The following is a 14,289-nucleotide window of genomic DNA, read 5'->3' on the forward strand; positions in this document are numbered from 1 at the left end:
CAGCTACTTCGTGGTCAGGGCCGGTGTTACAAACAGCTTATTATCGTACTAGTAATCAATAGAATAATAATCGAACTTAGGTTAAAACTAATACTTCCCTTAAAATAAGGAAATCTATGCTATTATGAACCCCAATAAACTAACGGCAAAATCAAAACATTAAAAACTATTTAACCGAATAACGTAACACCGTACGCCCCACGTTTCCATCTTTATCAATACCTTCTACTACGGCTTTGTAATTGCCCTTGCCATCCGCATTAAAGAACTCAAAACTTACATTGCCTTTCTCATCGGTAATTAACTTAGGATTCCAATAAATAGTAGTCCTTAAATCGTTGCTTGTGATTGTTGCGTTTGGCATATACTTAGGAGAATAAAACTCTCTTTCTTTACTATAGCCCATTGGCGAATATTTCACCTCATATTTTTTTGGCAACATATCTAAAAAAGCTTGCTTAGACAATTTTTCGCCCTTAGGCATTTTCTTGGTATTAATTACAATTACACCACGCGTGTTGTGCATTCTATCTACCGTACCCAGCGGATCGTTTAAGAAAATCTCTATTGATTCTACATCAACGGCATTAACTGTATTAATTGCATTCGCATCAACAAACATCCCGTTAAAGAAAATAGCGGCCGGTGTGCGCCCACCTTGGTTATAATCTCTGGTAATGTAAAACTTTTGTTCGTTAAAATCGTAGGTAAAGCTTGGTGCTTGCACTTTAAGACATTCGAGCAATAGGTTACAACCTTCTAACTGCTTGCCATCTATAAAACGATCTGGTATTTGGCTTAGTCCAGAAAGTGCCGGATGATCTGCATGGCTCGCTTTTTTAATTGCACCTCCTTTAATTTCTACGGTTTTTAGTGTACGCATAAAACGATATTGCCTTTGGCTGTTATTCAAATAAGAAGACATGGCCGTATCTATATTTTCAACCTCGTCTGCACGATGTACATTGTAACCTCGGGCAGCGCTAGGCGTACCATCTAACATAATCATCAGATTATTGTAGTTCGGATTTGAGCGAGCAGTAATTACCACTTGTGACGAATCTGGAAAAACCAAATCCTTAAAATTAAATACGCCCACATTGCTTGTTATAATTTCTTTCGAAATAGGTTTTCCAGTTACCATCATCCTCATCATTCCCTTTCTAATGGGCATTCCCGTTAAGTCTCTTAGCGTACCCGAAATGGTAAGGCCCTGCTCTGGCAATAAAATAATTTTAGGATACCTGCCTGCTAAAATTTCCTTATAAGCGAACCTTCGGTAGCCTTGTGTTAGCATTAAACGGTCTAAATCCAATAGCTTTTTATCATCGGTTTTATTAAAATAATAGTTAGGCTTTTCTATATATCCTTTTAAATCTGAAGTGAGTAATAAAGTGCTTAAAATGGTAGTTTCCGTATTTTCATCGACAGGAACTTTGGTTTCATCTGTAACGCTAACGGAAAAATCGCCAACTGTGGGCTGGCCTTTACTCTTGGCATCTAGGGTAAGTTTTACCTTTTGGCGAGGTTTATAGCTAGGCAAATCAGCTTTTAAAGCTAAATTCATTGCATCTTTGTGCAATACAAAAACTAATCGTTCGCTAATTGGCTCGCTCTTATCGTCAAACAAAGTGAGCTGTGCAATGCCCGAAGGAAAATTTTGCTTAGGTATTTTTGCTGTAATAACTTGATTTTTGAGATGAAGCTTAGCGGCATAGGCTACCACATTGGTATTTTGTCCTACCAAAAAGAAAGTTTTTTCTTTATTAGCTTCGAAAAATGCTGCGCTTGCCAATATGCGCAGGTTAATAAAATCGGTTGCTGCCGGGTTGCTTACCTGTAAAGTAATGCCTTCTACTGGCTTTGGTAAGGCCATGGTTTTAACCACACCATTAACCGTGTATTGCAACTGATAGCTTTTACCTGCTTCTGGCGAGATAAAAAAACTACCAATACCTGCAAACGAAGAGGCGAAAGTGCCTATTTCGGTGCGTTGTTCGTCTATAATAGTTCCCTTTAGATCGGCACCTAGCCCATTTGCCTTAACTGCTTTAAAACCTACTTGGTTGGGAATACCAGCAATCAATTGCCCTCCTTCCGGAAATACCTGAAAATCTACACCATTATCATTTTGCTGAATATTGAAACTTGCACTGGCCAATTCCTTGTCTGCAATACTTACATCTGCCACTAGCGTTCCTTTTGTAATTGGGTCGCCAGGTTTACTGCTTATCGTTACCGTAAGAAAGCCGTTAGCATCTGTAGTACCTTTACCTCTGGCAAAAACATCGTAATTATGAAATACACGCCAATTTACCGTTTTATTGGCCAAAGGTTTTTTAGCAGTGTCTTTAAACTGGATGCGTGCAGTGGTTTTAATAGTCTTTTCTACCGCGGTGTTAACAAGGTTAATATTGGTAAGCAACTGTTTGTCTATAGCCTCGCCAATTAAAATATTTTTAGAGAAGAAATAATCCGAATCAAAATTTAACATCCACAACGTATATGCCCTAACATAATAGTTACCTTGCTTATAAGCGTTCATTGGTAGTGGCATATTACCGTACGCTACACTATTTTTTACCGGTAATTTTACGGTTTGTACTAACGAGTCTGTTGCGTTGTACATTTCTACATAAACAATTTTGCTTAATGGCGATGGTAAATTGTTTTGCGTGGTTACATAAGCCTTAAACCAAACCGTATCGGCAACGGCGTAATAAGGTTTATCAAAATGCAGATACACTTTTTCTAGTGGTTGCTCATCTGATAATCGCTTGGTTTTGGTAAGAATATTATTTAAAGTAAGGCTATCTTGTTGGGCATAAGCCGATGAAAAACTAAGGCAAAAAAACAAGAAGAGGATTTTCGTAAATTTCATCTATTTAAAATTATTAATTCTCTGTTTATTATTTCATTGATATTAATGAACTTATAAACTCGGTTTATCTTCAGTTGCAATGAAGGTATATTTGAGCATTAAATATAGGGTTTATTGGTCAAGAAGCAGGAGTTGAAGCTAAAGTTTAACATATTTTAATGGTATTTATTTTGTTAAATAGCTCGCAATGATGCACTACTTTATTTCCTGCATTAAATTCGGATAGTCGGTTACAATGCCGTCAACACCAAGGTTTTTAACATACATCATATCCTTAACCGTGTTTACAGTCCATGGAACAATTTTAATCCCCGCAGCATGGCACTTATCTACCAAACTTTTACCCACCAAAGGCAAATACGGGCTATAAATAGTGGGTGCAAAACCCAGTGCTTTTATATTGTTTTCAAAATCCTCTTTCTCATCAATACCTAACGAGGTTGGTATATGTGGATATTGCTTATGCAGGTACTGTAAACTACGCATATCAAAAGAGTGGATCGTTACACGTTTCTCTAATTTCTTAGCTTTTACAATGTCCATCACTAGCTCTACATACTCTTCTGGGCTGGGCTGAAATTCACCATCGCCTTTACGGATTAACTTTGTTTCGATGTTGTAGTGCGGTTTGGGTCTTTTTTTCTTTGCTACAAAAAACTCTACCCTATCAATCAAGTCGTTAAGCAAAGGTTTTGCTACCCTAAATTTTTCTTGTTGCGGGAACCTAGGATTTAGCTTTGAGCCTACATCGAAATGTTTAATTTCATCGTAGTTCATTTTATAAATATTAAACTGCTTTTGGTTTTTCAGTGTAATTTCTTCACCATTTGGAGAAATACTAATGGTATAATTAAAATAAGGTTCTTGAGATACTACCACCTGTTTATCTTTAGAAATTACGACTTCCATTTTTAAGGTTGTAGCTCCACTTTCCAACGCTTTTATCATCCCCGGAATAGTATTTTCTGGCATCAGGCCTCTAGCGCCACGGTTACCTTGTATTTCAAAAGCTATAGTTTTTTTTTGGGCAAACAATGTGGTAGTGGCAACAATTAATAATAAAAAGGGGATACTAATTTTTTTCATGATATTTAATTATAACGGCTAAATAGTAGGATACTTACAAGTATAACAGTTTTATGCAAAAATAGCGGGCTAAACAGCTTCTTAAAACCAAAAAAGGATTTTAACGCTTGGTTAAAATCCTCTAATTATAGTTCATATTTGGTTACGAAGAACCTATCTACTATCGTTCTGCAACAGTAAATATCTGTGTGATGATATTCCAGGTAGCATCGGCCTGACGCTCCCAAATAAAAACATAGTTAAAGCTTTCTCGTAAATCTGCCTTGTAATCTATCGTTGCCAAACCATAAGTGTAGGCAAAATCGCCACCCAAAGCTTTATCGGCCTGTGTGGTTTTTAAGTTTATCTTATCAATTACCCTATTGTTAAATGCCAAAATTCCATCTTTACCAATAATAGCGTCTGTACCCGGAAACAACAAGCGGGCATCTGGGTTCACAAAGCCAGCAAAAGCCTGCACACCATGTGTCTTAAGCATGGTATTTAAGGTTTTTTCGGTACTATAAATAATATCTGTAGCGGCCTTTAAATCTTTTGCAGAAGCAAATTTAGGGCTGTAGGTACCTACTGGTTCTATAAAAATATTTTTAGCTTCTTTCGATTTTATTGGTTTCATGGCCTCAGTTGCTAAATCGATAACCAATTCCCAATTTCCATCTTTACCTCTCCAAATAGACAAATAATGTCCGTAAGTTTTTTGCGCACTGCCCGCCACATAACTACCAGTGGTAAAACCCCAATTTCTACTCTTAGACAAGCGGGCATAATTGGGCTCCCAAGTTAATGCTTTGGAGTCTGGTGCTGTGGCAAAGAATTTTTTAGCATTGATAGGGTTTGGGCGAAACACAATGCCATCTGGGGCTGCAAATTCTGTAAAAGCGGCATTAACACCGTCTTTTGCTGCCTTTTGTGCAAACGCCTTTTCGGCAGCTACTAAAGATTTAACCGTGCCGTCTGACTTTTGTGCATATACATTTGCAGTTACTGCCACGGCCAATATAGAAAGATATATTTTATTCATAATTATTTTAATGTTGCTAATTTAAAGCTAGAAAGGTTTTAAAAACTAAAAAGTAATTAACAATTGCACATTATTAAGTTAAAAGTCGGAATTAAAAAGTTAAAAGCGTTCGCTAATAAATTACAGTGCAGCGGGTTTTTCTCTATAGATTGTCTCTAACACAGTCTGCCCTACAGCTTTTAAGGTATTTCTATCAATGTTATTTAAGTTGTCTAGCTGTGTATGCCAGTTATTATAAAAACCGGCCGCATCCGAATAATGTATTATATCAATGGCAGGAATGCCAGCTTGGTTAATCCAATAATGATCGTCTATTAAAGTACCCGAGGTAACATTAATAAAATAGTTACCATAGCCAATCTCGTTAGCTATGCTCCAAACTTTACTCATTACACTCGGCGCATATTTTCTAGAAACTTCATCTTGGGTAAACTGTGCATTGCTACCTCCTACCATATCCAAATTAATGGCATATAATGGCTTGTATGCTTTCGTTGGCTGGTGTTTAGCCCAGTACTGAGAGCCTAAACACCAAGTAGATTCGTGCGGTGTCTCATCGTTGGTACTCCCGTAATCTTCCAAATCCCATAGTATAAAATCTACACCTACTGCCGGTTGCTGCTGCTGAATTTGACGGGCCATTTCTAAAATTACCGCAACACCGCTGGCGCCATCATTTGCAGCATCAAATTGTTTATCCCTCATTCCCATGTTTGGGTCTTCATCCGAAAACGGACGGGCATCCCAATGGGCAGTAATTAAAATGCGTTGCTTTTTTTCTGGATAAAAAGCGGCCATAATGTTTTTCAATTGGTGCGTTTTACCATCGTAGGTTTTTATCGGCGCTTGCTGAACGGATACATCGCCTCCAAAAGATGTTAACTTCGCCACTAAATAGGCTGCAGTTTTGGCATGTGCAGGCGTAGATGGAATGCGTGGGCCAAAATCTACCTGCACTTTGATGTAAGCGTAGGCGCTGTCCGCATCAAAATTAGGCGACAACAATTTAACCGCTGCAGTAGCCGCTGTATCTGCTGGTTTATTTTGTTGGCAGGATTGTAAGCCAAGCAAAGCTATTATTACTAGAAATAAGTATTTTTTGTTCATCATTTTCAGCTATTTGCGTCCCCCTTCGAAGGGGGGTAGGGGGATGACTTTTTTCAAAGTCAATTATAAAACTTTCTATTGTTCTTTTAACATTTTCCATATCCTGCATAACCTCGTTATTAGCAAATCTCAATGTTTTATAACCTAATTCTAACAGTGCCTCATCTCTCTTATTGTCGCTAGCCACTCTCCCTTCCCAAGAGTGGGTCAATCCATCAACCTCAATTAGTAGTTTTAAATCTTTAGAAAAGAAATCGGCAATATAATTAGCTATGGCTCTTTGCCTTAAAAAAGAATAGCCCATCATTTGTTTGTTCCTCAGCAATTCGCACCACAATTTAATTTCTGCTTTTGTCCCTTCCTTTCTATTATTTCGGGCAAATTGCTTTAGTTTTTTGTTGTACTCATTGTTCATCAACATTTCTCCTTATAATAATCATCCCCCTGCACCCTTCAAAGGGGGACTTGTAAAGAGCTTAATTTTTAAAAGTAATTGACGAACCAAACATTCATTTACTACACCTTACTCCAGGTAGTGCCCTCTTTACTATCTTTTAACTGAATGCCAATATTTTGCAAGCCTAAACGGATAGAATCTGAAGTTGCATAATCTTTATTTTCTTTAGCTTGCTTGCGTAAATCGATAACCATCTCTAAAATTTCATTCAATTCTAGGTTAGAACTTTCTTCGTCTTTCAGCCCAAAAATTTCAAACACAAAATCATTAATTAATGTTTTCAATTTCTCTAATTCTTCTGCCGTAATTTTAGTCGTACCATCATAAATGGTATTAATCATCCTAGCGGCCTCAAACAATTCGGCAATAGCCACCGGGCTATTAAAATCATCGTTCATGGCGTTTAAACATTTCTCTCTAATTGGATCAATAAAAACATCACCATCGGCCGATGCCACCAACTTAGGCAATAAAGCCACTGCGTTCATTAACCTTCTAAAACCTTTTTCAGAAGCATCTAAGGCATCGTTACTAAAATCTAACGTACTGCGATAGTGTGCTTGCAACATAAAGAACTTCACCGTCATTGGGCTATAACCCTTGCGCAACAGCGGATGATCTCCCGTAAACAATTCGCCAGGTAAAAAGCCATTGCCCGCCGATTTTGACATCCGCGTACCATTTACCGTAAGCATGTTGGTGTGCATCCAATACTTGGCCGGCTGATGGCTCGAACAAGCTTCAGATTGCGCTATCTCGTTGGTATGGTGCGTTGCCGCCAAATCCATACCACCGCCATGTATATCAAATTCATTACCCAAATATTTGGCGCTCATGGCAGAACATTCTATGTGCCAACCCGGAAAACCCATTCCCCACGGCGATTGCCATTGCATCAGCGTTTCAGGCTTTGCTTTAATCCAAAGCGCAAAATCTAAACGGCCTCTTTTATCATCCTGTCCGCTTAGCTCTCTCGTATTTTCTAATAAATCTTCTAGCTTACGGTTAGTTAATATCGTGTAATTGTACTCCTTACTATATTTTTCTACGTCGAAATAAATAGTACCATCAATTTCATAGCCGTAACCATTGGCTATAATTTTTTTGATCATCTCTATCTGCTCAATAATATGTCCCGTTGCCGTAGGCTCTATACTAGGCGGCAACGTGTTAAACATGCGTAACACCTCATGAAAACCCAAGGTATATTTCTGTACAATTTCCATGGGCTCCAATTGCTCTAACTTGGCACGTTTTGCAAATTTATCATCGCCCTCGTCCCTATCGCCTTCCAAATGGCCAGCATCGGTAATGTTGCGCACATAACGCACTTTATAACCACTGTATTTTAGATAGCGAAAAATTAAATCGAACGAAATAAAAGTACGACAGTTACCCAAATGCACATCACTGTAAACGGTGGGGCCGCACACATACATGCCCACATGCGGTGCATTTAAAGGTTCAAAAACTTCCTTTTTACGGGTTAAAGTATTGTATAACTGTAAGTCTTGTATCATCTTGCAAAGGTAAAATTTTTAAGGATGTTTTGATGTTAAGCGAATGTCTAAATTTATCTTGCCTATGCTTTATTCGAAAAGCAATTACAGTAATTCTTCTTTACCTGTAGCCCCGTTTTCCGCTTTACTAGCCTCGTTCCTCGGCGGCGTGTTCGCTACAACCGGGTTTAGTTTACAGAATGCACTGCTATTACCAAAGCATAAATAACATTAAAAATACGGAGATAGCGAGTTCGACATTACCAATATCAGCGGGGCAGAGCACAACGTCCTCACCACCCTTTAAGTAAAAAACTTCTCTATCAACGCCCCCTTTAAACCCGCCATGCTAAACTAACACCCCATGCTTCTTACCCAGCGACGCAGCACCGACGGTACACCGACGATAGACCGACGGTAAACCAGTACCCCCCAAACGTCAAAATGCGACAAAGCCGACAGATAAGGCAAAATAAGTACAAAAGCGACAAAACCCGTTTTTTTCATACCCCTCTTTGAGCACAAGCCTTGCGTATTCGCCTTAGAGAAGAGAAGACTTGTGTTACTTAACTCGCTCAATTAAATATAAACAGCATTAAAAACGTTGGGTTCGATATTATAAATAGCGAATAGCGAAATTTTGGAAAATGATTGTTGACAAACTAATACCCCTCATCACTTTCCAAAGCAAAATTCAATCGCAAATCGCTCCTTACCGGAAAATGGTCTGATAATTTATCTCTTGAAATATGGTAGTTAATGACATCAAAATGCTTGGTTGTGGCAATATAATCGATTTGAAAATTGGGAAAAGCCCCATTATAAGTTTTACCAAAACCACTCCCCTGCTCTTTGAAAGTATTTTTTAGCGAATTGGTAATTTGGGTTACACAGTACGAAGCTGGGGTATCGTTAAAATCTCCGGCAATTACGAAAGGCAGTTTACACGTTTGCATTTCACTCTTCATGATGTTAACCTGCTCGCTTCTTCTCTCAAAAGCCCCTTTTAACATACTAGCTATCCGTCTTGAAGACCTGTATTCTGTACCCATTTTTTTAGTTACCTGGTCTATATAGTCGTAATCTTCCTTTTGGAAAGAAATAGATTGCAAATGCACGTTGTAAACACGAAAAACCTGCCCTCTCACATCTAAATCAGCATAAATACTCCCATTACCAGCAAACTTACCAAAAGAAACTTTTCCTTTATTTGTAATAGGATAGCGAGAAAAAATGGCTAAACCTGCTGCTTCATAATTATTATCTACCGAAGGTACAAAGTAGTAATATTTCAATTTTAAGCGCTTTTTAACGCTATCAATCAAATCATATTCGCCTTTGCGCCGGGTAAAAAACTCCTGAAAACAAACCACATCGGGGTTTTGGTTTTCGATCACTTTAATGATTTGATCTTTGGTAGAAACGTCGTTATTTTCTCCGTATTTTTTAAATTGATGCACATTGTAGGTCATCATTCTTACATAATGCTCACTATCTTTTACGGTAGTGCCCTGCTCCCCAAATAACTGATAGGTGGCTGTTAACGTTTTCCAGCCGAGGGCAATAAAGCCAAGGGTAGCCAAGGCAAAAACAAACCTACGGCGCAATACCCAAACCACTACAAAAACTAAATTGGCCAACAAAACAAAAGGATAGGCCAGGCCTACAAACGCAATCCAGATATTATCTTTTGGTGCGGTTTGCCCAGCCAACATGCCCACACCTAAAGTGATAGCTGCAAGCACGGCCAAAAAGAGCAACATTTTATCTAATAAAGGAAGCTTTTCTTTCTTGCTCATTAGTTTTTACTAGCGTCAAATAAAGTTTGTTTTTCTTTAGCAGTTAATTTCTCGTAACCGGTTTTAGATATTTTATCTAAGATAGCATCTATCTCTTCCTGATTTACTACTTCGGTTTTCTTTTTTTGTGGTTCGTTTCTCACTACCTTCATCTTAGGTTTCTTAACCAGGAAGTTACTTAAATCCGTTCCGCTTTGTAGCAATTTAATATAGACGAAACCAAACAAAGCACCACCTAAATGCGCTAAGTTTCCGCCTATATTTCCAGATCCCGGCGAAGTTCCAACAATATCAATAAGCACATAAACCAACAGCAAATACTTTAGCCTTACATCGCCAAAGAGCAATAAACGAATGCTATAGTTTGGCACCAAGGTGGCCACAGCACTAAAAATAGCCATTACCGCAGCAGAGGCTCCAATTAAACTAGCCCCACCAGCATTTAACTGCGGACTTAAATTAAAAATTAATGCAAAAGCCAAAGCACCAATAATTGCCCCTCCCCAATAAACCACTTGGAATTGTCTTGGTTTTAAGAAATCTAAAAATAAATTTCCCATCCAATACAACCAAAGCAAGTTAAAAAGAATATGGAACAAATCTTTATGCAAAAAGACGTAGGTAACCAAGGTATAAAACCGTAAGGGCCATTGAGCAAAATCAGCCGGGAACGCTAAATATTGAGAAATCAGTTCGTTGCCAAGCCCTTTTACCAGAAACAAACTACCAATATTAACCACCAAAAAAACAATTATATTAATGCCAATGTACAGCATGGCTGGGTTGCCCGACTTGAACAACCTATCGATGATATCCTTAAAACCGTTGTTATTCATAGTATTTGTAAAATCTATCCTTGTCCTTCCAAATTCTCGCCAAGATAAAACCTATTAGTGCTCCGCCTAAATGGGCAAAGTGTGCTATGGTATCTCCCGGTATGCGTGCCACACCCAAAAACAATTCTATAACGATGTAAATGGGAATAAAATATTTGGCTTTAATAGGAAATGGGATAAACATGAGCATCAACTCCATATTTGGAAAAAGCACAGCAAAAGCCGTCATAATACCAAAAACAGCCCCCGAGGCACCAACCATAGTACCAAAGTAAACCGAATATAAAGTAGAGGCTGTTTTCTCGGTAAACTGCGCTGGATTAAATCTTCCCTCGGCCAAAGTGTCTAAAGGCAAATTACCGTGGTTAATAAAGCTCCCTGTAATTTGGTAAAGCTCTATACCTTGCACCAACCACTGTAAAGCTAAAGCGCCCAATCCGGTAATCAAATAAAAATTGATGAACTTTTTAGCTCCCCAGCGCTGCTCTAAGATGCCACCGAACATAAATAGGCCAAACATATTAAAGAAAATATGCTGAAAGCTACCATGCATAAACATATAGGTAATGGGCTGCCAAATACGAAACTTTGGCGAATCGAAATAATGCGCACCCAAAATATCGGCTAAATCTTTACCCTGCTCTTTAAAAACCCATGTTGCCAAAAAGAAAATCCCATTTATAATGAGCAGGTTTTTTACTACTGGTGGTATATTAATGTTATTCATTTTAGTGGTTGGTTACTGGGTTGGCTAGTTTTTTAGACTTTTCAACCATCAATCTTTTGTCTTTGTTCTTTGCTCCTTACGCCATTTTATTTTTCAAATTTTTGCGCCAGCTCTACCAAAGTTATCGTTTGTATAGCAGGTTTACCACTAATACTAAAACTAGGTGTTTTGCAGGCAAAAAGTTCGTCAATAAGGGCGTTCATTTCTTGCTGACTTAACGCTGTACCTGCTTTAATGGCACTGTTTCTGGCCATGCTTCTTGCCAAAGCTTCGCGTTTAGTTAACTTTAATTCTTGTTGCGAGTTTTTGAAGCCTTCTATCAAATGCTCAAAAAGCTGCGTTTCGTTAATATTGGCAGTACCTAAATCAACCGGAATACCTTCTATAACCAAGGTATTTTTACCAAACTCCCGAACATCAAAACCTAAACTCTTAATATCATCTAACAAACTTTTGGCCAGTTCAAAATCGCCTGGGCTTAAACTTACCGTTTGTGGAAACAAGCTCTGTTGCGAAGCTCCTTTCCGATCTTCCAAATGTAGCAGAAAACGTTCGTACAAAATACGCTCGTGAGCCGCTTGTTGGTCAATTACCATTACTCCAGATTTAATTTGCGAAACAATGTAACGATTATGAATTTGCATATATTGCTTATTCGTTGCCGTTTGTGCTTCTTCTTCCTTTTCATCACCTAACGCAATGGCAGTTTGCGCTGGCTGCTGGTAATTTGCAATTTCATACAGCGATCCCCAGTTTTGGCTTACCTCTTTGGGTTGATATTGATCCTTAAAATAAGTAGTGCTTTCTCGTGGTGCCGAAGCTGCCTTTGGCGAGCCAAACGGGTTAAAATCTGGATTAAAGGCAATACTTGGAGGCACAATATCTTCTGGAGCTTTTGGCGTAATCATGTTGCTAAAAGCCGTTTCTTGGTTAAAATCTAACGTAGGACTAATGTTAAACCGGCCCAAGCTTCTTTTTACCGCCGAGTGGATAATGGCGTAAATAGATTTTTCATCTAAATACTTGATTTCTGTTTTGGTTGGATGTACGTTTACGTCAATTTTTGCAGGATCAATTTCGATGAAAAGCACATATAACGGAAAATTATCATCGGGCAGCAACTCGGCATAAGCTTTGTTTACCGCATGGTTCAAGTAATTATCCTTGATAAATCTATCGTTAACGAAAAAGAATTGCTCGCCACGGGTTTTCTTTGCAAACTCGGGCTTGCCAATATATCCTTTTAGGTTAATGATACTTGTTTCTTCCTCAACCGGGATTAAGCGCTCGTTATAATTATTGCCAAATAAATGTACAATGCGCTGTTTTATAGTAGCCGATGGCAAACGGTAAATCTCATTCCCGTCGTGATGCAAACTAAATGCAATATGTGGTTTGGCTAGAGCCACCCGCTGAAACTCGTCGATAATGTAACGCATTTCTGTTGGATTGCTCTTCAGGAAATTACGGCGGGCTGGCGTGTTGTAGAACAGGTTTTTAACCGAAATACTGGTGCCGTTTGGCGATGCTGTTGGTTCCTGTTTCACAATGGCAGAACCTTCAATTTCTATCAAAGTGCCCACTTCATCTTCGTGGCGTTTGGTTTTCATTTCTACCTGTGCAATAGCCGCAATAGAGGCCATTGCTTCGCCCCTAAATCCCATAGTTCTAATGGCAAAAAGATCATCCGCCTTGCGAACCTTTGATGTGGCATGCCGCTCGAAACACATACGGGCATCGGTAACGCTCATACCGCAACCGTTGTCTATCACTTGGATTAGTGCTTTACCAGCGTCTTTAACAATGAGCTGTATTTTGTCGGCCCCAGCATCTAAGGCATTTTCTAACAGCTCTTTCACTGCCGAAGCTGGCCGCTGCACTACTTCTCCTGCCGCTATTTGGTTGGCTACACTATCGGGTAAAAGCTGAATGATATCTGACATTGATACGATTAAATAAAGCCGCTAAATTACAAAAACAGTTGGCAGTTTGCAGTGGTTTATACCACAAAAGACACAAAGAACACAAAAGTAGTTTTTAGTTAACAGGACGTAAGTTTCCTTCCTGTATATCGCCATAAAAAAATTACAAATCTTAACATACATCAAGATAAAATCATCGGTAAAACAAATATCTTTACGTTCAATTAAAATTATTTCTTTAAAATTATGAAATTAAAAATCACTTCTATTTTAATGTTAGCATTGGTAGCTAGCTTTTCCTTTTTTGCTTTTAAGCCAAAAGCCGATGTTTATACTGTAGATATTTCAAAATCTACCATAAACTGGGAAGGCAAAAAATTCTCTGGCTCACATACCGGTGCTGTTGCACTAAGCTCTGGCGACTTAAAATTTAATGGTAAAAAACTGGCAGAAGGCAGCTTTATTGTTGATATGACTACTATTAAAACAATGGATGGCGATAAACCAAACCCAAAATTAGACGGGCACTTGAAAGCTGATGATTTTTTCGGCACTAATAAATTTCCTACCGCCAACTTTGCAATTAAAAAAGTAGAAGGTGCTGGCACTGATGTGAAAATTACGGGCGATTTAACCATTAAAGGCAAAACTAATACCATCAGTTTTCCTGCAAAAATTACTTGGAATGCCGATAAAACTGTAACTGCCGTTGCCGAGAAAATAACGGTAGATAGAACTAAATACGGTATAGAATACAAGTCGAAATCTATTTTCAGTAGCATTGGCGATAACTTCATTTATGATGATTTTACATTTTCGGTGAAGTTGGTAGCAAAAAAATAATCCCCTATCAAATAGCAGTTTAGAAAAATCCGAGCCACACTCGGATTTTTTTGTTAAATAAATTAATGTATCTTTAGTAATCCATTTATGAAATATATACCTTCGCAACAA

11 protein-coding genes are annotated in these 14,289 nt (G+C 38.4%); 1 reads left to right on the top strand and 10 read right to left on the bottom strand.

The features are described from left to right. Positions 1–166: 166 nt before the first annotated feature. From B3I52_RS11460 to mutL, 10 genes are all read right to left on the bottom strand, one after another. Entirely contained in the window at positions 167–2,881 is a 2,715-nt protein-coding gene (locus B3I52_RS11460) for a carboxypeptidase regulatory-like domain-containing protein (protein ID WP_293301365.1), read from the bottom strand. A 195-nt stretch (positions 2,882–3,076) separates the two neighbouring features. Next, positions 3,077–3,967, bottom strand: coding sequence for a glycerophosphodiester phosphodiesterase family protein (locus tag B3I52_RS11465; RefSeq protein WP_293301366.1), 891 nt, complete (start codon positions 3,965–3,967; stop codon positions 3,077–3,079). 160 nt (positions 3,968–4,127) lie between these two features. Next, positions 4,128–4,988 (bottom strand): nuclear transport factor 2 family protein, encoded by an 861-nt coding sequence (locus B3I52_RS11470; protein WP_293301368.1) that lies wholly within the window; start codon positions 4,986–4,988, stop codon positions 4,128–4,130. Between the two features lie 120 nt (positions 4,989–5,108). Beyond that, positions 5,109–6,098 carry a M28 family peptidase gene (locus B3I52_RS11475; RefSeq protein WP_293301369.1) on the bottom strand — a complete coding sequence of 330 codons (990 nt, stop codon included), beginning with the start codon at positions 6,096–6,098 and terminating at the stop codon, positions 5,109–5,111. Continuing rightward, positions 6,028–6,516, bottom strand: coding sequence for an endonuclease domain-containing protein (locus tag B3I52_RS11480; RefSeq protein WP_293301370.1), 489 nt, complete (start codon positions 6,514–6,516; stop codon positions 6,028–6,030). The genes B3I52_RS11475 and B3I52_RS11480 overlap by 71 nt, the downstream gene beginning before the upstream one ends. Before the next feature lie 95 nt (positions 6,517–6,611). After that, a complete protein-coding gene (gene cysS / locus B3I52_RS11485; protein ID WP_293301372.1) occupies positions 6,612–8,072 on the bottom strand; it encodes a cysteine--tRNA ligase in 1,461 nt (486 codons plus the stop codon). A 641-nt stretch (positions 8,073–8,713) separates the two neighbouring features. Further along, positions 8,714–9,850, bottom strand: coding sequence for an endonuclease/exonuclease/phosphatase family protein (locus B3I52_RS11490; RefSeq protein WP_293301374.1), 1,137 nt, complete (start codon positions 9,848–9,850; stop codon positions 8,714–8,716). Then, positions 9,850–10,686: a rhomboid family intramembrane serine protease gene (locus B3I52_RS11495; RefSeq protein ID WP_293301376.1), complete on the bottom strand. Its 837-nt coding sequence runs from the start codon at positions 10,684–10,686 to the stop codon at positions 9,850–9,852. The genes B3I52_RS11490 and B3I52_RS11495 overlap by 1 nt, the downstream gene beginning before the upstream one ends. Continuing rightward, positions 10,679–11,413 carry a rhomboid family intramembrane serine protease gene (locus B3I52_RS11500; protein ID WP_293301378.1) on the bottom strand — a complete coding sequence of 245 codons (735 nt, stop codon included), beginning with the start codon at positions 11,411–11,413 and terminating at the stop codon, positions 10,679–10,681. Before B3I52_RS11500 ends, B3I52_RS11495 begins: the two co-directional genes overlap by 8 nt. Positions 11,414–11,499: 86 nt before the next feature. Then, on the bottom strand, positions 11,500–13,356 hold the full coding sequence (mutL, locus tag B3I52_RS11505; RefSeq protein ID WP_293301380.1) for a DNA mismatch repair endonuclease MutL: 1,857 nt from the start codon (positions 13,354–13,356) through the stop codon (positions 11,500–11,502). 225 nt (positions 13,357–13,581) lie between these two features. Between mutL and B3I52_RS11510 the strand changes: the two genes are divergently transcribed. Continuing rightward, positions 13,582–14,178 (top strand): YceI family protein, encoded by a 597-nt coding sequence (locus B3I52_RS11510; RefSeq protein ID WP_293301381.1) that lies wholly within the window; start codon positions 13,582–13,584, stop codon positions 14,176–14,178. Positions 14,179–14,289: the final 111 nt, after the last annotated feature.

Source organism: Pedobacter sp. UBA4863 (assembly GCF_002399615.1).
Taxonomy (GTDB): Bacteria; Bacteroidota; Bacteroidia; order Sphingobacteriales; family Sphingobacteriaceae; genus Pedobacter.